Origin of the sequence: Tardiphaga sp. 709 (assembly GCF_032401055.1) — a bacterium.
Lineage (GTDB): Bacteria > Pseudomonadota > Alphaproteobacteria > Rhizobiales > Xanthobacteraceae > Tardiphaga.
The window spans coordinates 5,946,908-5,971,035 of the sequence record NZ_CP135529.1 but is presented as its reverse complement, the minus strand read 5'-3'; the positions used below and the strand labels follow the sequence as shown (position 1 = coordinate 5,971,035).

At 62.4% G+C, this 24,128-nt stretch carries 19 protein-coding genes; 6 read left to right on the top strand and 13 right to left on the bottom strand.

Features of this window, described 5'->3' with window-relative positions; translation table 11 throughout:
- Positions 1–183 precede the first annotated feature (183 nt).
- Complete coding sequence (locus RSO67_RS28545) at positions 184–1,155, top strand: tripartite tricarboxylate transporter substrate binding protein (protein WP_315841611.1); 972 nt, start codon at positions 184–186, stop codon at positions 1,153–1,155.
- Between the two features lie 131 nt (positions 1,156–1,286).
- On the opposite strand, the gene RSO67_RS28540 is transcribed toward RSO67_RS28545, so the two are convergent.
- The 5 genes from RSO67_RS28540 to RSO67_RS28520 form a co-directional block, all read right to left on the bottom strand.
- The gene (locus RSO67_RS28540; protein ID WP_315841610.1) at positions 1,287–3,506 is read right to left on the bottom strand and encodes a TonB-dependent siderophore receptor; all 2,220 of its coding nucleotides are present in this window, start codon (positions 3,504–3,506) and stop codon (positions 1,287–1,289) included.
- Between the two features lie 325 nt (positions 3,507–3,831).
- A complete protein-coding gene (locus RSO67_RS28535; protein WP_315841609.1) occupies positions 3,832–4,842 on the bottom strand; it encodes a hypothetical protein in 1,011 nt (336 codons plus the stop codon).
- A 246-nt stretch (positions 4,843–5,088) separates the two neighbouring features.
- Positions 5,089–8,052, bottom strand: a complete 2,964-nt coding sequence (locus tag RSO67_RS28530; RefSeq protein WP_315841608.1) for a bifunctional [glutamine synthetase] adenylyltransferase/[glutamine synthetase]-adenylyl-L-tyrosine phosphorylase — start codon at positions 8,050–8,052, stop codon at positions 5,089–5,091.
- Positions 8,049–9,509, bottom strand: coding sequence for a sensor histidine kinase (locus tag RSO67_RS28525; RefSeq protein ID WP_315841607.1), 1,461 nt, complete (start codon positions 9,507–9,509; stop codon positions 8,049–8,051). Before RSO67_RS28525 ends, RSO67_RS28530 begins: the two co-directional genes overlap by 4 nt.
- A gap of 141 nt (positions 9,510–9,650) precedes the next feature.
- Positions 9,651–11,234, bottom strand: a complete 1,584-nt coding sequence (locus RSO67_RS28520) for a winged helix-turn-helix domain-containing tetratricopeptide repeat protein (RefSeq protein WP_315841606.1) — start codon at positions 11,232–11,234, stop codon at positions 9,651–9,653.
- 248 nt (positions 11,235–11,482) lie between these two features.
- Between RSO67_RS28520 and RSO67_RS28515 the strand changes: the two genes are divergently transcribed.
- Genes RSO67_RS28515 through RSO67_RS28505 form a run of 3 tightly spaced genes read left to right on the top strand, consistent with a single transcriptional unit; the run spans position 11,483 to position 13,934 of the window.
- A complete protein-coding gene (locus RSO67_RS28515) occupies positions 11,483–12,223 on the top strand; it encodes an SDR family oxidoreductase (protein WP_315841605.1) in 741 nt (246 codons plus the stop codon).
- Positions 12,224–12,261: 38 nt separating this feature from the next.
- The gene (locus RSO67_RS28510) at positions 12,262–13,236 is read left to right on the top strand and encodes an alpha/beta fold hydrolase (protein ID WP_410001790.1); all 975 of its coding nucleotides are present in this window, start codon (positions 12,262–12,264) and stop codon (positions 13,234–13,236) included.
- A 41-nt stretch (positions 13,237–13,277) separates the two neighbouring features.
- Positions 13,278–13,934, top strand: coding sequence for an HD domain-containing protein (locus RSO67_RS28505; RefSeq protein ID WP_315841604.1), 657 nt, complete (start codon positions 13,278–13,280; stop codon positions 13,932–13,934).
- 21 nt (positions 13,935–13,955) lie between these two features.
- Here RSO67_RS28505 and RSO67_RS28500 read toward each other — a convergent pair whose 3' ends face one another.
- The 4 genes from RSO67_RS28500 to RSO67_RS28485 form a co-directional block, all read right to left on the bottom strand.
- On the bottom strand, positions 13,956–14,636 hold the full coding sequence (locus tag RSO67_RS28500; protein WP_315844384.1) for a response regulator transcription factor: 681 nt from the start codon (positions 14,634–14,636) through the stop codon (positions 13,956–13,958).
- A 280-nt stretch (positions 14,637–14,916) separates the two neighbouring features.
- Positions 14,917–16,509, bottom strand: coding sequence for a Do family serine endopeptidase (locus RSO67_RS28495; protein WP_315841603.1), 1,593 nt, complete (start codon positions 16,507–16,509; stop codon positions 14,917–14,919).
- Between the two features lie 189 nt (positions 16,510–16,698).
- Positions 16,699–17,091 (bottom strand): carboxymuconolactone decarboxylase family protein, encoded by a 393-nt coding sequence (locus RSO67_RS28490; RefSeq protein WP_315841602.1) that lies wholly within the window; start codon positions 17,089–17,091, stop codon positions 16,699–16,701.
- 38 nt (positions 17,092–17,129) lie between these two features.
- Positions 17,130–18,098 (bottom strand): tripartite tricarboxylate transporter substrate binding protein, encoded by a 969-nt coding sequence (locus RSO67_RS28485; RefSeq protein ID WP_315841601.1) that lies wholly within the window; start codon positions 18,096–18,098, stop codon positions 17,130–17,132.
- A 136-nt stretch (positions 18,099–18,234) separates the two neighbouring features.
- Here RSO67_RS28485 and RSO67_RS28480 point away from each other — a divergent pair, with 136 nt between their 5' ends.
- Both RSO67_RS28480 and RSO67_RS28475 read left to right on the top strand, forming a co-directional pair.
- Complete coding sequence (locus RSO67_RS28480; RefSeq protein ID WP_315841600.1) at positions 18,235–19,134, top strand: amidohydrolase family protein; 900 nt, start codon at positions 18,235–18,237, stop codon at positions 19,132–19,134.
- A gap of 6 nt (positions 19,135–19,140) precedes the next feature.
- Positions 19,141–19,827 carry a GntR family transcriptional regulator gene (locus RSO67_RS28475; protein ID WP_315841599.1) on the top strand — a complete coding sequence of 229 codons (687 nt, stop codon included), beginning with the start codon at positions 19,141–19,143 and terminating at the stop codon, positions 19,825–19,827.
- 21 nt (positions 19,828–19,848) lie between these two features.
- Here RSO67_RS28475 and RSO67_RS28470 read toward each other — a convergent pair whose 3' ends face one another.
- Genes RSO67_RS28470 through ccmI form a run of 4 tightly spaced genes read right to left on the bottom strand, consistent with a single transcriptional unit; the run spans position 19,849 to position 23,943 of the window.
- The gene (locus tag RSO67_RS28470; protein WP_315841598.1) at positions 19,849–20,346 is read right to left on the bottom strand and encodes a cytochrome c-type biogenesis protein; all 498 of its coding nucleotides are present in this window, start codon (positions 20,344–20,346) and stop codon (positions 19,849–19,851) included.
- A 4-nt stretch (positions 20,347–20,350) separates the two neighbouring features.
- Positions 20,351–22,333: a heme lyase CcmF/NrfE family subunit gene (locus tag RSO67_RS28465; protein ID WP_315841597.1), complete on the bottom strand. Its 1,983-nt coding sequence runs from the start codon at positions 22,331–22,333 to the stop codon at positions 20,351–20,353.
- The gene (ccmE, locus tag RSO67_RS28460; protein ID WP_315841596.1) at positions 22,330–22,818 is read right to left on the bottom strand and encodes a cytochrome c maturation protein CcmE; all 489 of its coding nucleotides are present in this window, start codon (positions 22,816–22,818) and stop codon (positions 22,330–22,332) included. The genes RSO67_RS28465 and ccmE overlap by 4 nt, the downstream gene beginning before the upstream one ends.
- Positions 22,819–22,824: 6 nt before the next feature.
- Positions 22,825–23,943 carry a c-type cytochrome biogenesis protein CcmI gene (ccmI, locus tag RSO67_RS28455; RefSeq protein WP_315841595.1) on the bottom strand — a complete coding sequence of 373 codons (1,119 nt, stop codon included), beginning with the start codon at positions 23,941–23,943 and terminating at the stop codon, positions 22,825–22,827.
- Positions 23,944–24,128: the final 185 nt, after the last annotated feature.

Here is a 24,128-nt window from a genome sequence, read left to right as displayed (position 1 = left end):
CTTGGGAGGCCACTACCCGTACCTATACTAAAGGTTGCAGATCGCTATATTGGCGCGTCGACACGGCCGATCTGAACTGGGTCCGCGATTCTCTTCAGCACATGGATGAGCCGTCCAGACAAGAGCGACACGGAGATTGTCGCCTGTTCAATAAACAAAAGCACTCCAGTGGAGGAAACGAAGATGAAATTCAGCCATCTCGCCGCGGCGGCATTCTGTCTGACAGTGCCGGGCATGGCCATCGCGCAAGACTATCCCTCGAAATCCGTCACAGTGATCGTGCCTTTCACGGCCGGCGGCGCCAGCGATACGACAGCGCGCATGACCACACAAAAGATGCAGGAAAGCTTCGGGCAGTCCTTCATCATCGAGAACAAACCCGGCGCCAACGGCTCCATTGGCGCAACGCAACTCGCTCGCTCAAAGCCGGATGGCTACACACTGATGGTGGGCTCGATCGGGGTCATCGCGATCAATCCGGTGCTTTACAAGGACCCGGGCTATCACCCGCTCCAGAATTTCGATCTGCTCAGTGTCGCTGTCCGCAATCCCAACGTGCTGATCACCCGCCCCGATTTCCCGGCCAATACCGTCCAGGAACTCATCGACTATCTCAAGAAGAATCCGGACAAGGTCACCTTTGCCTCATCGGGCGTGGGCTCGTCCGACCATCTGACGGCCGTGTTGTTCTGGCAGAAAACGGGGACCACCGGTATCCACACGCCCTACAAGGGCGGCTCGCAGGCCCATACGGACCTGATGGGCGGGCATGTCGACGTCTCGTTCCAGAATCTCGGCGCAGTCGCCAACTACATCCGAAGCGGCAAGATGAAAATTCTGGCCGTTACCAGTGACACGCGCTCCGATTCATTCCCGCAGACGCCAACGATGAAGGAAGTCGGCGTCGACGATCTCAATATCTATTCCTGGCAGGCCTTCGTCGCACCCAAGGGCCTTCCGACCGATGTGAAGACCAAGCTCGAGACATCGATCACCACCGCCCTCACCTCGCCCGATCTCAGGAAGCGGCTGACCGATAGCGGCTTCGAGGTCGTCGCCAATACGAGTGCGGAATTTCAGAGCTTTCTGGAAAAAGAACTCACCCGCTGGAAGACGGTTGTCGAGATCGGCAAGGTGAAGCCGGAGCAGCAATAACCGCATGGCGAAACGCCACGCACATCTGAGCAGGTGAATACGCGCTCACCAAAAGCAAAAGCTGCGGCCGCCATGATGACATCACAGTGGCCGCTCGTCAGACCGATCTGACACGCAGACGATCGACGATATCAGAAATTGAACGTCGTCGAGACCATGTAAGTCCGCGGCGCACCGAGAATGACGTAGCCTTCGTTGGTCGAGGCCTGCCAATAGTTGGTATCGAGCAGGTTCTCGACCGAGAAGCGCACGACCACCGGCTTGGCATTCCACGGCGATGCGAACGTGTAGCGCGCACCGGCGTCATAGCGGGTCCAACTCGGGCCGTAGACCGTGTTGGCCTGGTCCGACCAGTATGACCCCGTATAAATCGCCCGGCCTGTCAGGGTCAGCCCAGGAATGAAGGGCACATCCCATTCGCCGCCCAGATTGAACTGCGTATCAGGAATGTTGAAGGCGTAGCGGCCATCATAGGCGCCCTTCTCTGTCCTTTGCTGGCGCGCATCAAGGAACATGACGCCGCCGAGCAAACGAACACCGTCGGTGACCTCACCGAATGTATTGATCTCGACGCCGCGATTGCGGACCTCGCCGGACTGCGTAAGGATGGACGGCGAAACCGAACTATCGACCAACTGCATCGGCTTCAAAATGTCGAATGCACTAACCGTTGTCGTGATGCGTCCCCAATCCACCTTCACACCCATCTCATGCTGCTTGGTGCGATAGGGCGGCAACACCGAACCCTCGTTCTGATACCCACTCCCGACGATGATCCCCGCCTCCAGTGCCTCAATGTAATTGGCGTAGACCGAGACATTCTCCAGCGGCTTGATGACCAGCGCATAGGCGGGTGTGGTGGCTGACGAATCGTAGCCGCCCGTCCTGATCCCGGTTCCCTGGGCGAAGGATTCAGACTCCACATACTGATGCCGTACACCGACGGTCAGCTGGATACGCCCGTTCAAGACCGACATCGTATCAGCAATGCCGACGCTCGTCAGATCGAATATACCGGTTGTCTTCGGAGCACCGACGTCACGAATTGAAACCGGGCCCGAACGCGGATTGTACAAGTTCGAAAAGAAATTCGTTGCACCGGAGACATTGATGATCCCGGTATCGGCCGACGATGTCCCCGCATTGACATTGATCGCATGGTTGACCGGTCCCGTATCGACATTGGCACGCAATCCGACCTGCGCCGCGGTCCTCTCATGCTTCTGGTTGTTGCGCCGCGACAATCCGTTGAACTCTCCATCCAGATTCGTCACGCGAATGTCGGAATAGAGATAGCGCGTGTTGCTGGTCCCGATGCCCGCCTGTGCATAGGCCGTCAGGTTATCAGTGATATCCACTTCGCCCTGCACGATCGCATAGCGCGATTCCGAATCCCAGAAGCCCCAGCTCGGCATGTAGTTCGCGCGTGCGTCCGGCGGCGTCGGAACCGCGCGAAGTCCGTTGATATCGACGAAGCGGGTCATCGCCGTGACCCTGTTGTGCTCGTAGCCGATATCCGCGGACAGCCGCACGCGCTCGCCGCGATAGTCCAACCCAAGGAAAGCGTTCCCGACTTCCTGACTCTGATTGGCCAGCTCGGTGCTGCCGCCGTTGTAGCTGCCGTTGAAGCGGACGCCGAACTCCTTGAACTCGCCAAACCGCCGGCCGACATCCAGATGCGTGCCGAACTGCGAAATCGACGAATAGGTATTGGTGAGCTGCGCGAACGGCACTTCGCCGGCACGCTTGGTCACGAGGTTGACGCTGCCGCCAACACCGCCGCCGCTTGGCGGCATGCCGTTCAGCAACGCGGACGGCCCCTTCAACACCTCCACCCGCTCGATCGCCGCAAGCGACGACAGCGAGAACGCCGAGGCAATGCCGTACAGGCCATTGATGCCGTATCCCTCGCTGCCGACGCTGAAGCCGCGGATATTGACCCGATCGAAACCGCTGAGACGCGGCACGGTAACACGCACCGACGGATCGTTCGCGAACACGTCGTCGAGCTTGCGCGCTTGCTGATCCTGAATGGTCTGTGCCGTGTAGCTCGTCTGGTTGAACGGCGTATCCATCACGCCGCGATTACCAAGCAGACCAACCTGGCTACCGGACGCAACTTGCCCGCCGGCATATGCCGCCGGCAGCGCGCCGATCATGCCGGTCGGGGGCGTCGCGGGTACGCGGCGTTCCACGGGCCGAGGCGTTGCCCGCGGCGTGACTGCGGCATTTCGGCGCGGCGCGACACGACGGACCGCACGCGGCGTCGGCGCATGCACTTCAACGGCGGGCAGCGCTTGCGACGTCTGCGCAATGGCGCCCTCACCGGTGTCCAATAACAGCGCAACCATACTGGCTGCAGCTAAAAGGGTTTTCCTGTGAAGTGTAGTCCTGCGCATCATTTGAATAGTCGCCCCAAAAAACATCGTCGACTTCTGTCGACTAACTCAAAGGGGCCTACAGGATGACATGGTGCGGTCACAATGCGGCGCGTCTAGATTCTATCTAATGCTTCACGCCGCTTCATACGCGCAACGCCGCATGCAACTCACTACCGTTCGCATGCGATTTGACACAGACGATGAATTCTGCAGGACTTTGTTTTACTCTGGAACCCTGCAGACTATCAGATTGGATAGCAACGCGCTCGCATGCCCTCGCGCGCAATCACGATCATCACTGGCGCTTTGACGTGACGTGAACGTGCCCGACCTGATTGGCCTGGGACGTAAACCAGACCACACCATTCGGCCCTTTCGTCATGCCGAAAGGCTGCGCGTTCTCCGTCTTTAGATCGAAGAACGTAACTTCACCCGCTGGCGTAATGCGCCCGATCTTGTGAGATTTGAAAGCGGTGAACCAGACATTGCCATCAGCTCCCGCGGCGATACCAATGGGGCGCGTTTCCGATGGCAATGGGAACTCCTTGATCTCGCCGGCCATGGAAATTCTGCCGATGTGATCGGAGCCATTCAGCGAAAACCAGAGATGATCGTCGGGCCCAACCGTGATGTCGCGCGGGCGGGACTTCGAATTGCCAAGCGGAAATTCGGTGATCTTTCCTGTCTTGACGTCAAGTCGTCCGATCTTTCCCGCACCGCTTTCCGTGAACCACAAATTCTGATCCGGACCTGTCACCACGCCATAGGCTTCTGCATTCTCGGTCGGGATTGCGAACTCCGAGAACTCACCGGTCAGCGTCACGCGGCCGATCTTGTTCGCCGCCATTTCCGCAAACCAGATCTGGCCATCCGGACCGACCGCAATACCGCGCGGCCATGATCCCGTGTTGTATTTCGTGGGAGTCGTGGCCTGTGAAGGGATCACGAATGTACCGTTGAATTCCCCTTTGGTTGAAATCCGGCGAATGGCGTTCTCTTCGCGTGACGTGAACCAAAGATTGCCGTCAGGGCCAGACGTGATCCCCTGAATAACTCCGACCTGATCGCCCGGAACGCGGAAGGAACTCATCTCACCGCTCGGCGTAACCCGAAAAATCTGGTGCTTGATAACTTCCGTCACCCACAAGTTCCCATCCGCGCCGACGACGATTGCTTGCGGGCGCTGCCCCTCCCCGGGAAGTGACTTCTCGATCAGGGAGATTTCATCCGCCTTCGCCCCGGTCGGAGCAAATGCAGCGATCAAGGCAAAAGCAACAGTAGCGGCGCGGACGCCTAGAACCTGCATGTCGACTCCATATCGGCTATTTCATTTCAGTGCTGGTGCATGACGGCATCGCTGACACTGCGACATTCGGGCGCAGGCAGCTGCGACATCTCGAGCCGTATTTCATCGGCAAGCGAGATGCGGACCTACAGGACGTCGGGGTGCGGCCACAATGCGGCGCGTTTAGAATCTATCCAGCCGTTCACGCGAGATCATGCGCAGCCGGTCACACACAACCCGCGTCAACACAGAGTGCTGACCGCGCCTCTACTTCTGGCCTGCCACGACCGAGAGGAACACCTGGCGGACGTCAGCCTGCGTCTCACGGACGCGTGCCTGCAGCGAAGAGAAGTCCGGCTCGTTGCTCACGCGCGCAAGCATCCGTAGCAGATCCGTGCCTGCCGTCTCCGGCTTGAACTTGTCGCTCACGCATAGCCGCAGCACCTGCGTGAGGTCGTGATAGAGCCGCACCGCCGGACGCAGCACATCGACAGCAGCCGGCGACAGAATGCCCAGTCGCGCCGCATTCTCCAGCACCTGCTGCGTACTGATGCTGAGGATCTCGGGCTTCGCTGCGGCATGTACCAGCTGCAGATATTGCGCGATGAATTCGATATCGACCATGCCACCTGCGGCATGTTTCAAGTCCCAGATATCGTCTTCGCCCTTCTCCTCGGCGATGGCCTGACGCATCTCGGCAACATCGTTGGCGATGATCGTGGTTTCACGCGGACGCGTCAGCACATCGCGGATGACCAGTTCAATTTTCTCGCGGAACGCCGGCGTCGCCGAAATCACCCGCGCGCGCGTCAGCGCCATGTGCTCCCAGGTCCAGGCCTCGGTCTCCTGATATTCAGCGAAGGAGTCGATGCGCGACGCCAACGGACCAGCCCGACCCGACGGGCGAAGCCGCATATCGACCTCGTACAGCACGCCATAATTGGTGCGCGTGGTGAATGCGCTGATCAGGCGTTGCGTCAACCGCGCGAAATACTGCGCGCCGTGCAGCGGGCGCGGTCCATCGGAGTCCGGCGCGTCGTGATCGAAGTCGTAAATCAAAATCAGATCGAGATCGGACGCCGCCGTCATCTCGCGGCTGCCGAGCTTGCCCATGGCCACGATTGCGGTCTGCTGGTCCTTGATGCGGCCGTGCTGGGCGACGAACTGATCGAGCACCAGCCCGTGCAGCGTATGCGCAATGCCTTCGGCGACGTCGGCGAACGCAATTCCGGCCTGCTGCGCCGACACCGTGCCCGACAGGATACGCGTGCCGATCAGGAACAGGCTTTCCTGGCCGAACAGCCTCAGACGATCGAGAAACTCTTCATAGGAATTGGCATCTACGAGCGTCGCCGCAAGACGCGCCGACAATTCGCGCTGGTCCGGCATGGCGCCGAAGAAACGCGGATCGATGAGGCCGTCCATGATCTGCGGCTGCCGCGCCAGCATGTCACCCAGACGCGGCGCCGCGCCAAGTACAAGCGCCACCAGCGCGACGAGATCGCGGTTCTGGCTGAGCAGCGAGATCAGCCGGCCGCCGCGCTGCAACGCCTGCAGAAAGCGGTCGAACGCGACGACCGCAAGGTCAGGCTCCTCGGCATCGGCCAGCCCGACGATCAGCGAAGGCACGAATTCCATGAATGCTTGCCGCGTGCCCTCATATTTGAGCGCGCGATAGTCATCCGTCATCCAATGCTGCACCGTCTCCGCCACCATGGCAGGCTTGCGGAAACCGAGCTTGGTGAAATGTTCGAGCAGCCGCTGATCCGTTGCCCCCGCTTTGTAGTCGACAGCCGGAAGATGGACGTTATCGGTGGGATCGCCTTCGAACAGGCGGCCATAATGCCCCTGCACGCAATTGAGATGCCCGAGCAAGTCACTGGCAAATGACTCGCGGCTGTCATAGCCGAAGAAGCGCGCAAAGCGTTCCATGTCACCGACGTCATCGGGCAGCGAGTGAGTCTGTTCGTCGGCCACCATCTGCAGCCGGTGCTCGACACGGCGCAGGAAATCATAGGCGAGCGTCAGTTCGTCGCGCGCCTCAAAGGTGATCCAGTTGCTGGCAGCGAGAATGTTCAGCGCCTCCAGCGTCGGTCGCACGCGCAATTCCGGATGGCGTCCGCCGGCAATCAACTGCTGGGTCTGCGCGAAGAACTCGATCTCGCGGATGCCCCCGCGCCCGACCTTGACATTGTGGCCCTCGACGGAGATTTCATTCTGCCCGCGAAACGTCTGCATCTGCCGTTTCATGTCATGGACGTCGGCCAGCGCTGCGAAATCAAGATGCTTGCGCCACACGAACGGCGCGATCTCGGCCAGCAGGGCCTCACCGGCCTTGAAGTCACCGGCGCAAGGGAACGCCTTGATCATTGCCGCGCGTTCCCATGTGCGCCCCTCGCGCTCATAGTAATGCAGCGCTGACGCGGTCGAGACCGCCACCGGCGTTGAGGCCGGATCTGGCCGCAGCCGCAGATCGACGCGGAACACATAGCCGTCGCCGGTGCGCTGCTGCAGCAGCCGCGACACGCCCTGCGCAATACGCACGAAGAATGAATTCGGCTCGATATCCTCGGCCAGCGTATGCGCCTCGAGATCGAAGAAAACGATCAGGTCGATGTCGCTCGAATAGTTCAGCTCGCCGGCGCCCATCTTGCCCATGGCCAGCACGATCAGGCCGCTGCCCTGCTCCGGATTCTCCGGATCCGGCGGCAGGATGCGCTTGCGTGCCGCGTCCTGGCGCAGCAGATAGCGCACCGTCGTCTGGACGGAGGACACAGCGAGATCGGTCAGCGCCCGCGTGACCCGCATCACCGGCCAGACGCCACCGATATCGCACAGCGCAATCAACAAGGCCGCTTCGGATTTCATGCGTCGCAGCAGATGCATGACATCGGGATCGCCGCCAGCGGCAGCGACATTCGCCGAGGTCTCGGCGATCAGAGTGGTGAGATGGCGATCGGGATCGCAATGCAGCAGCCGCAATGCACGTGCGGCATCGGCACGGATCAGATCGAGCAGATAGGGCGACGCCTCGGCGATGCCGAGCAGGATCGCCCTGGCATGCGGAAATTGGTCGGCGATCGCACGAAATGCGGCGGCATCGTCCGGCGCGATATCGGCGAGCCATTCGCCGAAGCGCTGCTCGGCATCGGCGGGGGCGAACAGCTGCGGTCCGCTGACGAATTGCGCGGCCAGCGGAAGCTGGCCCTCGCCTGTTGCGGCTGAAGTCATGCCGACTTCTGTGGCACATTCCCTGTTTGACCCGCAAGGCCTTCGGCGGCCACTGCCGGCAGCGCCAACGTGACCCGCAACCCTGGATGATTGTCGCCGAGCTGCAATTCACCGCCGTGCAGCGTGGCCACGGCAGATGCGAGGCTGAGACCGAGGCCGGAACCCGGCAGTGTACGGCTCGCTTCCAGCCGCACGAAGCGCTCCACCGCATGTTTCCGGTCGGCTTCGGGGATGCCGGGACCATGATCGGACACGCTGAGCAGCACCTGATCGCCCTCGCGCCGCGCCTCGATCACGATGTCCTTGGCAGCCGCAGCGTCCGCGCTATCGGCATTCTCGTCCGTGATCGCAGGTTTGCCATATTTGATGGCGTTTTCGACGAGATTGGCGAGCGCCTGGCTGATCAATTCGCGATTGCCGCGCAGCGGCGCAGCCGCGGTCTTGACGGTCAGCGTAAGATCGCTGTCTTCAGCAAGCGGTTCATAGAGCTCGTGGATGCCCTCGGCCACTTCAGCAGCGTCGAAATTGTCCATATTGCCGCGCGCCTGCCCTGATTCAGCACGTGCGATCATCAGCAGCGCATTGAAGGTCCGGATCAGGCCATCGGATTCCTCAATGGTGCGTTCGAGCGCCGCGCGATATTCGGCCTCGTTGCTGGATCGTGCCAGCGCCTCCTCGGCCCGATTGCGCAGCCGCGTGAGCGGCGTCTTGAGGTCATGGGCGATATTGTCCGAGACTTCCTTCAGTCCTGTCATCAGCGCTTCAATGCGCTCCAGCATGGCATTGAGATTTTCCGCGAGACGGTCGAGTTCGTCGCCGCTGCGTCCGACCGGCAGACGGCCGGAGAGATCACCCGCCATGATGCGCTGCGTGGTGCCGGTCATGGCGTCGATCCGCCGCAGCACGCGGCTGGCGACGAAGATGCCGCCGCCGAGTCCAAGGACGACGACGATCAGCACCGACCACTTCGCGGCATCGCCGACGATGTCGAACAGACGCCGGCGTTCCTCGAGATCATGGCCGATCAGCAGCCTGAAGCCGCTGCTCAATTGCGTCACCTTCACCAGTGCGCGATGGTTGGACGAGTCGGGATCATCGAGCCGGCGATAGGCGGTCTCGGACCAGCCCGTGGTCGCCATCACGCCTGGCGCCAGTGAGGACACGTTGCCGGCGATGGATTGACCCGCCGGTGTCGTGATCAGATAGAGGTTGGCGCCAGGACGCAGCGCCCGGTTCTCGATGGCACCCACGATTCCCCGCAAGCCGCGCCGCCCGAATAGATCGCTCAGCTCGATCATTTCGTCATCGACCGTGGTCGTGATCTGATCGTTGATCAGCCGGTGTGTATTCCAGGCGAAATAGCCGAGCAGCGATGCTGCAAACAGCGCGAACAGCAGCAGATAGGCCAACGTCAACCGGAAGGCCGTCGTGCGAAACAGTTTACCGATAGCCGTCACGGGTCACGCTCGGGACGTGCGGAAATGGAAGGTTCTGGAAGTCATGCCCTGTTCTAGCAGGCGCAAGCTGTAACAAACAGGGCATGAATATGAGATGTTGGTAATGTCGCCGTGCTGTGGGAATTTTATCTTTCAGCCGGTTCACTCCGGAAGGCCGGCCTTTCGCAGGCCTTCCGATGCAAGTGCGAAGTCCTGCGGTCGCCGCACCAGCAGCCAGTCGTCAATATTACTGAGCCGCAATGTGGGATCGAGCCGGCGCACATGGCCCATCGCCTCACGCGCCTCTTCCATTCGCCCACCCAGAGCATGCGCGGCCGCCTGGAATGCGGCGACACGGAGAATGTTCGGCACCTCGCGCGACGCCTCCCGCAAGCAATCCAGCGCGACATCGAAGCGTCGCGAATAGAGATGCGACATCGCGATTCCCGTATGCATCTGGAATGTCTCGGGATCGAGCGGACTGAGCCGCATGGCGCGTGAAAAATAGGCGATGGCCTCGTCATGCTCGCCGAGCGAAACGCGTTGATAGCCCCCGAGGTACCAGATCGTCGAGAGATTGGGATTGAGCACCAGCGCACGATCGACATAGGCGACGCAGGCATGCAGGTCGCCGCCGAAATGTGGCCAGGCATGGCCGCCGCGTGTCAGCGCGACCGCGTCGTTCTTGCCAAGCGTCACAGCGCGCTCGGCAAGCCGCGCCGCTTCACGCCCGTCAGCCACACGATCGGAAAGCCAGCGGTTCATCTTGCGCCAGTAGAAGCATCCCGCGGCCATCCCATAGGCCGCAGCGAAGTCGGGATCGAGCTCGATGGCTTTGTAGAAATTCACCAATGCCGCATCGATCCCGTCGCGCGTCGACGCATGAAAATTCGCCAGCCCACGGAGATAGTAGTCATAGGCGTCGAGGCTATCGGTCGGCTTCCGCTTGGCGCGTTCGATCTCAGCGGATTCAAGCTGCGGCGCGATAGCGCCCACGACGCTTTCCGTAACCTGGTCCTGCAGATCGAAGATGTCATCGACGACGCTCTCGAAGCGCTCGCCCCACAGATGCATGCCCGTGGTGGTATCGACGAGCTGTCCGGTGATGCGCACACGGTTCGCCACACGGCGCACGCTGCCTTCCAGTACATAGCGCACGCCAAGTTCGCGTCCGACCTCGCGGACGTCCACGGCACGGCCTTTAAACGTGAAACTGGAATTGCGGGCGATGACGAACAGCCAGCGAAGCCGCGACAGCGCGAGGATGATGTCCTCGACCATGCCATCGACGAAATAGTCCTGCTGCGGATCGCCGCTCAGATTGAGGAACGGCAATACTGCGATGGACGGCCGATCGGGCAACGTCAGCGCGGCGTCCGGGTTCGCCGTCGATGTGGTGTGATCGGCAACCGCCGCGTCAGACTGCGCCGGCATTGCCGTCTCGGTCACATCGCCGACGAAACGAAAGCCCTTGCGCGCCACCGTCTTCAGCAGCCGCTGTTCATCGCCGCTATCGCCCAGCGCCTTGCGTACCGCATTGATGTGACTGGCCAGCGTCGATTCGGAGACGATCCGTCCCGCCCACACGGCATCGAGAAGGGCATCCTTGCTGACGACGTGGTCGCGGTTCTTCACCAGATGCAGCAGCAGGTCGAAAGCCTGCGGCGTGATCGCCACCTTGTCGCTGCCATGCGACAACTCTCTGCGGTCGGGATCGAGGACATAGCCTGCGAACAGATACGGCACTCGGCGCTCCATGACTGCCTGCGTTTTCGGCCGGCGGCAATGAACCGTCAAGACCTTCAGGAGGCAACAGAACCGACCCCACAACTGGCCTGTCGCGCACCATCGGGAGCGACGTGCCAGCCGGCCTCTTCTGAACGAACATCCAAGCGAAACTCAAGAGAAAACGAAGATTGCGGCAAAGTCTTCCTGTGCGCCGCGGCGCATGGTCCGCCCACACGATCGTCACCGTGTAAAAGGGAGAAAATACCATGAAAATCGTCGTCATCGGAGGTAGCGGCCTCATCGGTACGCAGGTCGTGAGCGGCTTGAGGAAGCTGGGCCACAAGGTCCTCGCCGCCTCGCCGTCGACGGGCGTCAACACCCTGACGCGGGAAGGACTGGCCGAGGCCATGTCCGGGACAAACGTCGTCATCGACGTGGCGAATTCGCCATTATTCGAGGACGGACCAGTGATGGAATTCTTCCAGACATCCAGCCGCAACCTGCTCGCGGCGGAAAAAGCCGCAGACGTCCAGCATCATCTGGCCCTGTCTGTGGTCGGGACCGAGCGCCTTCAGGCCAGCGGCTATTTCCGTGCCAAGCTGGCCCAGGAGGATCTCATCAAGGCGTCCGGAATGCCTTACACGATCCTGCGGGCGACGCAGTTCTTCGAATTCATCCCCGCCATCGTGCAAGGCGGCGTGGACGGCAACGTGATTCGCCTGGCGCCGGCCCTGATCCAGCCCATCGCGTCTGCGGACGTGGCAGCCGCCATGGTGGACCTTGCCCTGGGCACCCCAGTGAACGGCATCGTCGAGGTGGCCGGGCCCGAACCGCTCCCGCTCGATGCACTCGGGCGCAAATATCTGACGGCAAAGCAGGACCCACGCCAGGTCATCGCCGATATCCACGTGGGTTATTTCGGCACGCCGATCAATGATCGCTCCCTGACGCCCGATGCCGGCGCGCGCATCGGAGCGATCCATCTCGACGACTGGCTCAAGGGTTGATCGACGCAAGCTGCCTCTCCGCCAACCAAGGACCGACCATGACCGACGACGTTCCGCGCTCGACACCCTCCCGCCGCGACCTGCTCTCAGCTGCCGCCGTCACCGCGATCACTGCCGGCTTGCCCTCGATCGCCGAGGGCAAGGCCGGGGACAAGCCAACCAAACCTCACGCGCACAAAGGACATCGCACCATGAGCACCATCACCACAAAGGACGGCACCGAGATCTATTACAAGGACTGGGGCAAGGGCCCGGTCGTCACCTTCTCCCACGGCTGGCCGCTCAACGCGGACGCGTGGGACGGCCAGATGCTGTTTCTCGCCCAGCATGGCTACCGTGTCGTCGCCCATGACCGCCGCGGTCATGGCCGCTCTAGCCAGGCCTCGAACAATAATGACATGAACGGCTATGCCGACGATCTCGCCGCAGTCATCGAGACGCTCGATCTGAAGGACGCGACGCTGGTCGGCCATTCCACTGGCGGCGGCGAAGTCGCACGCTACATCGGCCGCCACGGCACCAGGCGCGTGAAGAAGGCGGTGCTGATCGCGGCGGTGCCACCGATCATGCTGAAGACACCAGCCAATCCGGAAGGATTGCCGATCGAGGTGTTTGACGGCATCCGCGCCGGTGTGGCCGGAGATCGGTCGCAATATTACAAGAATCTGGCGATCGCCTTCTACGGCGCCAACCGGCCCGGCGCGAAAGTCTCGCAGGGCACGCTGGATCAGTTCTGGCTGTGGAGCATGCAGGCTGGCGCGAAGAACGCCTATGAGAGCGTGAAGGCGTTCTCGGAAACGGACTTCACGGAAGACCTGAAGAAGTTCGACATCCCTACCCTCGTCCTGCATGGCGAGGACGATCAGATCGTGCCCGTGAAGGATTCCGCGGTGAAATCCGCCAAGCTGATCAAGGGTGCCAAGGATGTCTATTATCCCGGCGCACCGCACGGCATCACGGCGACCCATGCGGATCAGGTCAATGCCGAGCTGCTGAAATTCCTGAAGAGCTAGCACAAGCAACCTTCACGGTCCGGTAGAGCGAGGCGACGAACATGCAACAGATCAATGGCAGGCAACTGGCGGGAGTAACCGTCCCCGATACGGCCATCATCGCCAGCGCGATCGACCACGCCCGAAACAGTTGCGAACCGTACTTGTTCAACCATGTCGTCAGGTCATGGTTGTTTGCGGTGCGGCTCGCTCAACTGCAGAACATCGAGCACGACGGCGAGGTTCTCGCCGTCGCAGCACTGCTGCATGACATCACGCTCAATGAACGCTTCGCCGGGCCGCGTCGCTTCGAAGTGGAAGGCGCCGACCTCGCGCGTCTCTTTGCACGGGAGCATGGCTTCGACCGAAGCCGTGCACAGTTGATCTGGGATAGCGTTGCGCTCAATTCCACGCCGTCGATTGGGCTGTTCAAGGAAGCGGAAGTCGCGCTCTGCACCGCCGGCATCTGCTTCGACGTCGTCGGCTTGCAGTACGAGCTTATTCCGCCGAGCGAAGTTGCGGCAATTGTCGCGGAATTTCCACGTTTGGGAATGAAGCAGAAAATGACTCGCTGCTTCTGCCATATCGCCCGGACCCAACCCGGCACCACTTACGACAACTTCATTCGCGATTTCGGCGAACGTTTCGTGGCGGGCTACAAGGCAAGCTCCGTCGTCGAACTGGTGATGGGCGCGCCGTTCGACGAAGAACAGCCATAGATAGCGTGACGGGACCGCCGCTTACTTCATGCCGTCGCGGATCATATAGCCGGCGCCGCGAATAGTATGCAGCAGCGGACGCTCAAAACCCTTGTCGATCTTTGAGCGCAGGCGCGAGATATGAACATCGATCACGTTGGTTTGCGGATCGAAGTGATAATCCCAGACGTTTTCCAGCAGCATGGTGCGGGTGACCACCTGCCCGGCATGTTTCATGAGATATTCGAGCAGCCGAAATTCGCGGGGCTGCAGGATCAGTTCCTGGCCACCGCGCGTCACGCCATGGGACAGCCGGTCGAGTTCGAGATCACCGACGCGATAGGTCGTCTCTTCGGCGGGACCGCCCTGGCGGCGCGACAGCACTTCGACGCGCGCGAGCAGCTCGGCGAATGAATAAGGTTTTGGCAGATAATCGTCACCGCCGGCGCGCAGGCCCTTGATGCGGTCGTCGACCTGGCCCAGCGCCGACAGGATCAGCGCCGGCGTCCGGTTACCCTTGTCACGCAGACCCCCGATGACGGAGAGTCCATCGCGCTTCGGCAACATGCGATCGACCACCAGCACGTCGTAATCGCCGGAATCGGCGAGCGCGAAACCTTCCTCGCCATCGCTGGCGTGATCGGCGACATGGCCGACCTCACGGAAAGCCTTGACCAGATAGTCGGCGGATTCGCGGTCGTCTTCGATGATGAGCAGACGCATCTGGGGATCGGATTCGCTGTGAATATTGTGAGTCTCGGTCACCATGGCGCGCACCGGGCTTTCATGCAAGGCGGCGGAATGCCCGCCGGTTATCCTTTGGGGCAGAAAGAAGAATAGGCGGTGAAGCTGGGGGAAACTTCACCGCCCATTGGCCTTTCAACGGAAGGGGGCTGTTTTCCATCGAAAGGGAGCAGTGGGAGCGAGTTTGTGGCTCGCCCCCTGGAAAGAGCCGTCAGCGGGGGCGACTATGCCGGCGACACTCTCCGTTCATGTGCGGTGATCAGCTCTTCGCGAGGGGAACGGCGACGAACTTCGAGGAGCCGTTCGAGCGAACCCTGATCAGCACGCTATTCTTGTTGTCGTTGTGCGCGGCGACAATCGCCTCGCGCACATCGCCGGGATTGGTCACGCTCTTGCCAGCGACTTCGAGAATGACGTCGCCTTCTTTGAAGCCACGCTCGGCAGCGGCGCTCTTCGGATCGACGCCGGTCACGACGACACCGTCCTTGCCGGCACCGGCGACACTGCTCGCGGGCGAGACCGTGAGGCCAAGCCGCGGCACGTCGGAGCCGCGCGACGAAGATCCCTTGTCACCGCTGTCGATGTCGGCCTTCGCCTCCACCGTGTTCGGCAACTGGCCGAGGGTCATGGACAGAACCTTGTCCTCACCCTTGTGCAGCACGTTGATCTTCACCGTGTTGCCCGGCGCGAAGCCGCCAATGGTACGGGCGAGTTCGCGTGCATCCTTGACCGGCGTGCCATTCACCGCGGTGATGACGTCGCCCGACTTGATGCCGGCCTTGGCTGCCGGACCGTCGGCCTGCGGCTCAGCGACCAGCGCGCCTTCCGCCTTCTTCAGGCCGAGACTGTCAGCGATATCCTGGGTCACCGGCTGGATCTGCACGCCGATCCAGCCACGCGAGACCGAACCCTTGTCCTTGAGCTGCGCGATCACCGTCTTCACGGTGGAGGCCGGAATCGAGAACGCGATGCCGACGCTGCCGCCCGAGGGCGAATAGATCGCGGTGTTGACGCCCATCACCTCACCAGAGGTGTCAAAAGCCGGACCACCCGAATTGCCCTTGTTCACGGGCGCATCGATCTGGATGAAATCGTCATACGGACCGCTGCCGATGTCACGGCCCGAGGCCGAGACGATGCCTGCGGTCACGGTGCCGCCAAGGCCGAACGGGTTGCCGACTGCCAGCACCCAATCACCGATCCGCGGTTTGCCGTCGGCGAGCTTGGCGAACGGGAAATCGGTGCGGCCTTCGACCTTGATCAGTGCCAGATCGGTGCGCGGATCGGTGCCGATCACCTTGGCCGAATAGGTCTTGCCGTCATCGGTATTTACCTCAACCTTGTCGGCGCCATCGACCACGTGATTGTTGGTTACGGCGAAACCGTCAGCCGAGATGAAGAAGCCCGAGCCCTGACCGCTGACGACGCCGCGGCCGCCGCGCGGACCACCGCGCATGCCCGGGGGCACGCCGTCCTGGCCGAAGCGCTTGAAGAAGCGCTCCATCGGGGAGCCCGGCTGGAACGGCGAGTCGCCGTTGTTGTCGTCATCCTTCGATGCGACCTTTTCCTTCATGTTGACCTTGACCGAGATCACCGACGGCTTCACGCGCTCGACGATATCGGCGAAGCCGACCGGCTGCGCGGCCTGCGACTTGACCTGCTTGTCGACCTGCGCATGCGCAGTGGTCGTGAAGATGTCGACGGGACCGTTGGACGGCGACAGGCCATAAGCGGCAACACCAAGGCCCGCAACGACCGACGCCATCAGCGCGAATTTACGCGCAGAGAACAGCGAACGGCGGGACGCCTTGTAGGACGGCAATTCGGAAAAATCGTTGGGGCGGTCGGACATCGAGAAAATCTCCAGAGCAACGGCGCGGGGGGCAAGGCGCCTTGTGTGGTCTGAAGATGGAGGTTTCCACCTTACCGCGGGCTGGCAGGGGAATTAAGGTTTGGTAATCTGGGAGATGCAGGTGTGGCGGGGTGACGCAGGGAAAAACGCGCCTGAATCACCCCGATATCGGCAGATGCAGCGGCGGTATCAGCCGGTCTTTTGACCCGTCTCCGGGAACAGACCGGCCAGGATTTCGCCGGCCATGTTGAAGGCTGCAACGCCGCGGAACAGCGCCGCGATTCCGGCGCTTGCGTGCAGTTCCTCGAGCGTGGCCCCGGCCTTGATCGCAGCCTTTGCGTGATTGGCAGCAGCTTCGGACGTCTGGACCAGCAGGATCGCGAACGACATCAGTTGCACTGTCTTCTGATCCAGCGCCGTCGGCGTCAGCGCCGCAATCCGCCAGTCCTCCAGCGCCGTGACCAGAGCGGGATCGACCCGCATGCCCAGTTCCAGCCGCTTGGCGATCTTCGGCGGCGTGAAGCCAATCATCCCCTCGTAGCGGGATTTCAATTCGTCGAGCTCAGCAATTTTCTTCGTCATATGATTCCCGTTTTCAAATCGATCTTGGCATGAGGTCCCTACTCGACCTTGGCACCCGCCGTCTTGACCACTTGGCCCCATTTTTCCGACTCGGCGCGCAGAAACGCCGCGAACGCGTCGCCTGACAATGTGCCGGGCTCGGCGCCGACATCGGCGAGACGCTTCACCATGTCGGGGTCCTTCAGCACCTTGGTCACCCCGTCGATCAGCACCTTCGTCACATCCGGCGGCATCTTGGCCGGCGCGACGAGGCCAAACCATGACGACGCCTCGAAATTCGCGACACCCGCCTCCGCCATGGTCGGCAGCTCCGGGAACAGAGGCGAACGTGCTGCGCCGGCGACAGCGATCGCGCGGATCGTGCCGCCCTGAACCTGCGGACGAACCGCCGGCATATTGTCGAACATCATCGGGATCTGACCCGCGATCAGGTCATTCATTGCCGGTGCCGCGCCGCGATAGGGCACGTGGACAATATCGATGCCGGCACGGGCTTTCAGTAACTCGCCCGCCAGATGATTGGTCGATCCCAAGCCGGACGAGCCGAAATTGAGTTTGCCCGGCGACGCCTTGGCGAGCGCGATCAGCTCAGCCACCGTCGTCGCCTTCACGCCGGGATTGACGGCCAACACGATCGGAACCGATGCGATCAGTGCCACCGGCGTGAAGTCCTGCGCGGGATTGAAGGGGAGTTGCGCATAGAGCGACTGATTGACCGCGAGCGGTCCGGGCGCCGTCAGCAGCAACGTATAGCCATCAGCGGGCGAGCGCGCGACTGCATCCGCGCCAATGTTGCCGCCGCCGCCGGCACGGTTATCGATCACCACCGGCTGTCCCCAGAGCTCCTGCAGCTTGGTGCCGAGCAAGCGGGCAACGACGTCGTTCGATCCACCGGCCGGAAACGGCACCACGATCTTGATGCCGCGTTCGGGAAATCCTGCATGGGCCACCTGGCCGACCAGCGAAACCATGACCAGAGCCACCAGTGCAGAAACCACGTGCCGCATGCGAACCTCCAAATAATCGATTTTTCTTGCTTCGTCGATTTTATGTTGGCACTACTTAAGGCTGTCGTCAAATCGACTGATTGCCACCGTTTATTTTCAGCGAACAAAGATCGCTTATTTGAAGGGAGTTGCCACGATGAGTGCGCATACGCCTGGCGCCCCACCGAAGCCCTGCCCCGGCCCCGACCGCCATCCGAAGCGTCCGGCATTCGTGATGCCGCGTGGTGCCTGCGATACCCATGTCCACGTCTTCGGTCCGCAGGCCGAATTTCCGTTCAGCGAACAGCGCAGCTACACGCCCGAAGACTGCACCTATGACGACCTGATGCAGCTCCACGAAACGCTCGGGATCGACCGCGCCGTCATCGTGCACGGCGGTGCTCACGGCACCGACAATAGCGCGACGCTCGCGGCCCTCGACCTCAATCCGCGACGGCTGCGCGGGGTTGCCGTGATCCCGTCGGGCCTGCCGCAGCAGGAGCTGGAAGACATGCACCTCCGCGGCATGCGGGGCTGCCGGATGTCCACCGTCGTCAGCGGCGGCGCATCTTTCGCGCATTTGCGCGGCCTCGCGGACGAGACGTTCGATTTCGGCTGGCATCTCGTGCTGCATTTCAACAGAGCGAGCGAACTGGTCGACGTCGCGCCGCAACTGATGCAGGTCCGTAGTCCGTTCGTGCTGGATCACCTCGCCCGGATCAGCGCTGCGGAAGGCGTTGACTCCGAACCGTTCCGAACCTTGCTGGGATTGCTCGACACCGAGCGCTGCTGGATCAAGCTCGCCAGCCTGTATCGCCTCTCTGCAGAGCCCTATCCGCATCGCGACATGCTGCCGATGATCGCGCGCGTGGTCGAAGCGCGCCCCGACCGCATCCTCTGGGGCAGCAACTGGCCGCATCCGATCTGCCCGGTCGCGATGCCGAACGATGGCGACCTCGTCGATCTCATCCCGCTCTGGCTGCCGGATGCCAAAGCGCAGCAAATGGCACTGGTGGATAATCCGGCTTCGCTCTACGGTTTCGGGAGCATCGGATAGGCCATCATGAGCACCGCACGCACCACCACGGCCGGCGCGATCCCGACCACATTGTCCACCACGCTGGTCGCCCGCTTGCGGGACTCGATCATGCGCGGCGAGCTGATGCCCGGCAGCAAACTCAATCTCGATCGCCTGCGCACCGCTTTCGGCGTCAGCCTCAGCCCGCTGCGCGAAGCGCTGTGTCGTCTGGAGAATGACGGGCTCGTCGCGCTGATCGACCAGCGCGGCTATCGCGTCACGCCAGTCTCTGCGAGCAATCTTGCCGAGATCATCCGGCTGCGCGTCGAACTCGAAGGCCTCGCCGTCAAGGAAGCCATCGAACATGGCGACGTCGCTTGGGAAGGACGCGTGCTCGGCTCGCTGCATCAGCTTAGCCGCTGCAAGCGCGGCTCACGCTCGGCCGCCGAACAGGAAGCCTGGGAGATTGCGCATCGCGCCTTCCACGCCGAACTGATCTCGGCATGCCAGATGCCGCTGCTGCGGCAGTTCTGTGCGACGCTGCACGACCAGAGCGATCGCTATCGTCGCATCTTCCTGAAGAAGCATCAGCCGGATCGCGATGTGCCTGCAGAACACACGGCCATGGCCCATGCGATGATCGAACGGCGCACCCGCGATGCAACGCGGATCTTGAAGGAGCACATTGAACGCACGGGTCGGAATATCCAGGCGGTGTTACCGGCCGAATAGACCGCCGCGGCAACAGCTCCACTAGGTCGATGTCGTCTCGTTCTGCGCCGCGATCAGCTTTTCGATCCGCGCCTCTTCCTCGGCGGTGAGTTTCATCACGGCATCATCATCGCTGCCGCCTGCACTCCCGCGCCGCCGGTTGTGCCACCACAAGGCGAAGCCACCACCGATCAGCACCAGTGGCGTCAGCAGCCACAGCAGCAGCGTGTGCAGGTTGAGCCGCGGCTTCAGCAGCACGAATTCGCCATAGCGCGCCACCAGGAAATCCAGCACCTGCTTGTCGCTTTCGCCGGTGGCGATGCGCTCGCGTACCAAGAGACGCAGGTCGCGCGCCAGCGGCGCATCGGAATCGTCGATGGACTGGTTCTGGCAGACCATGCAGCGCAGCTCCTTCGACAGGTTGCGCGCGCGGCCTTCCTGGGCCGGGTCCTTCATGATCTCGTCCGGCTGCACCGCATGGGCGAGCGGCGCACCGAGCAGGAACATGACGGCGATGAGGCTTGCGACAATGCGTGTCACGCCGTCACTCCGCCGGCTGCAATGCGCGCGATGCCTTTGCCGGCTTCGGCGCGCCGACGCGTAGCCGCCGGTCGGACAGTGACAGCAGTCCGCCAAAAGCCATCAGCACCGGTCCCCACCAGATCATCAGCACCAGCGGCTTGTGATACATCCGCACGGCAACCGCGCCGCCCGCGGCTTCCTCCCCGAGCGAAATATAGAGCTGGCTGGCGCCGCGCGAGAGCAGCGCGGCTTCCGTGGTGGAGGACTGCCGCGCCGCGAAGTTACGTTTCGACGGTGTCATCTCGCCGATCTCGTCACCACCGCGCGTCACCCTGAAGCGTGCGATGCTTTCACGGAAATTCGGCCCCTGCCGCTGCGTCACATCCTTGAGCGTGAGCTCATAGCCGGCAAGCTTCGCCACATCGTTCGGCTGCATGGTGCCGATATATTCGGTATTCCACGTGCTCTCGCAAACGATGCCGATCAGCGCGACGCCGATGCCGGCATGGGCGAAGGCCGTGCCCCAAGCCGCGCGCGGCAATCCGCGCGCGCGACGGAATGCGGCGCCGAACGGCAGGCGAAACAGCATGGTGCGCTCGGCGATATCGACGATCGATCCGGCAATGACGAACACGCCGAGCCCGATCGCCAGCGGTGCCAGCGCCGCGCCGCCCGTGGTCCATGCCCAGATCAGTGCCACCGCCAGCAGCGCGGCAATGCCGGCCGCCATCAGCCTCTGCGTGACGCCTCTGAGATCGCCACGCTTCCACGCCAGCAGCGGCCCGAACGGCATCGCCAGCAGCAGCGGCACGAATAGCGGCCCGAAAGTGAGATTGAAGAACGGCGCGCCCACCGAGATTTTCTCGCCGGTCAGCATTTCCAGCGCCAGCGGATACAGTGTGCCGATGAACACGGTGGCGCAAGCCGTGGTGAGGAATAGGTTGTTCAGCACCAGCGCGCCCTCGCGCGAGATCGGCGCGAACAGTCCGCCCTGCTTCAGCGACGACGCGCGCCCCAGATACAGCATCAGGCTGCCGCCGATGAACAGGCACAGGATCAGCAGGATGAACACGCCGCGCGTCGGGTCCGTCGCAAAAGCATGGACGGAGGTGAGGACGCCAGAGCGCACCAGGAAGGTGCCGAGCAGCGACAGCGAGAAAGTCAGGATCGCGAGAAGTATGGTCCAGACCTTCAGCGCATTGCGCTTCTCCATCACCACGGCGGAATGCAGCAGCGCAGTGCCGGACAGCCATGGCATCAATGATGCATTCTCGACGGGATCCCAGAACCACCAGCCGCCCCAGCCAAGTTCGTAATAGGCCCAGTACGAACCCATCGCGATGCCCAGTGTCAGGAAGATCCATGCCACCAGCGTCCATGGCCGCACCCAACGCGCCCAGGCGGCATCGATACGCCCTTCGATCAGCGCGGCGACGGCGAAGGAGAAGGCGATGGAGAAGCCGACGTAGCCGAGATAGAGCATCGGCGGATGCACCGCGAGGCCGATATCCTGCAGCACCGGATTGAGATCGCGGCCCTCGAGCGGCGGCTGCGCCAGCCGCAGGAATGGATTCGAGGTCATCAGGATGAACATATAGAACGCCGCAGCGATCCAGCCCTGCACCGCCAGCACATGCGCGCGCAGCGACAGCGGCAGATTATTGCCGAAGGCGGCGACGAGCCCGCCGAACAGTGCGAGGATCGACACCCACAGCAGCATCGAGCCTTCGTGGTTTCCCCACACACCGGTGATCTTGTAGAGCAGCGGCTTTGCGGAATGCGAATTCTCGAACACGTTTGCGACGGAGAAATCCGACGTGACGTAGAGCGTCGTCAGCGCGAGAAACGACAGCCCCGCAAACAGCAACTGCGCCAGTGCCGTGGAGCGCGCGACATTCATCAATGCGGGATCGCGCAGGCGCGCACCGACGATCGGCACCGTCGACTGGATGAGCGCCAGCGCGAGCGCCAGCACCAGTGCGTAATGTCCGGCTTCGGCAATCACTGCGTCACCACGGGCTTGGCAGCGCCCTGCGACATTACCGGCTTGCCGTCAGCGCCTTCCTGCCACCGCCCCTGCTTTTTCAGCGCGTCAGCGACTTCCTTCGGCATGTAGTTCTCGTCGTGCTTCGCCAGCACGGTGTCGGCCTTGAACACGCCCGACGCATCCATCGCGCCTTCGGCGACAACGCCCTGCCCCTCGCGGAACAGATCCGGCAGGATGCCTTTATAATTCACCGGCAGCGTCGCGCCGCCATCGGACACCTTGAAGCTGACAGCCAGATTGTCGCCGCGCACCAGCGAGCCTTGCTCGACCATGCCGCCGAGACGGAAGCGCTTGCCAACCGGTATCTGCTTTTCGGCAACCATCTGCGGTGTCGAGAAGAACACGATGGAGTCGCGCAGCGCGTTGAGCACGAGTCCGGCCGCGATGGCGAGCACCACCAGCGCTCCACCAATCATCGTCAATCTTCGCTGCTTGCGCGTCATTGGAAGTCACCCATCCAGCCCGGAATCTTTCAGGCCATCGTTCAGCTTGCGCAGCCGCTCGGCATCCGTGCCGACCGCCTCCCGTGCATCCGCCAGCGCGCTCTTTGCCTTGTCGCGCTCACCGAGCACCATATAGGCCCGCACCAGCCGCAACCATCCCTCGACGTCGCTGCCGTCCTGCTTGAGCCGCGTGGCGAGCCGGTCGACCATGCCGTGGATCATCGCATTGCGGTCACCGGCATTCATGCCCTGTACCGACGCGATCGTGTCTTCCGACAGAGCCGGCAGGTTCGGGCCTGATTTCGGAGCGCTGCCGCCGACGCGCGCCAGGGCCGCCGTGACCACCGGACGCCATGGCGCATCCGCAGGTCCCTTTGCCAGCATGTCGCGCCAGATCACCGCAGCGTCGCTGCCACGCCCATCCTGCTCGGCCGCGAGGCCCAGGAAGTAGCGTGCCTTGACCTCACCGGCATCGAGCGCGACAGCGCGTTCGAATTCGGTCTTGGCATCCGCGGTGATGACACCATTGGCGGCCATCGCCATGGCCTCGCCGAGATCGGCGCGTCGCGCAGCCGTATCGCCGGCATAGGTGATCGCATTGCGGAACGCGCGCACCGCGTCGTCGGTACGGCCGATCTTCGCCAGCACCGGTGCCAGCACGGTCCAGCCGCGACCGTCGGTCGGGTTTTTCTCGAGATGCTGCTCGACCTGTGCGACGAGATTGTCCAGCGGCTGGGTGGGACTCGGCGACTGATTGCGCGCGGCGAGCGGAAAGTCCGGCATGGCAGGCGAACCGAGCGGCAGATAGAAGCCGACGGCCAGCAGCGGCAGGCCGATCAGCGCCACCAGCGCCACCGCGCGGCGAAACCCAGGACTGCTGCCCACGGACGCCGCGCCCTCCGCATCAACGGCCGCCAGCAGACGACGGCTGATCTCGACACGCGCCGCTTCCGCCTCGGTCGGCCCGATCAGGCCGGCGGTGGTATCGCGGGAGATTTCGACGAGCTGATCCCGGTAGACGGTGGCCTCGGTGCCCCCCGCATCGGAGCGGGTCCGGCCAAGCGGCCACAACACGGCGAAAGTCGCCGCGGCGGTCATCAAGGCGAACACAAACCATAAGGCCATCAATGGGTTCCGGCGTAGTCTTGAGTCGATCTAAACAACATCTTTGCCGGGTTACACCATGACCACCGACGCCGCGCAATTGACTTTTATGCCATCGCGACGTCCGGCGGCTTGTTCTGGATCAAGGATTGCGGCGGCTGCGAGCCCGCTTTCCGAGTAACGCCCCTCCGTGACGTGGATGTTCT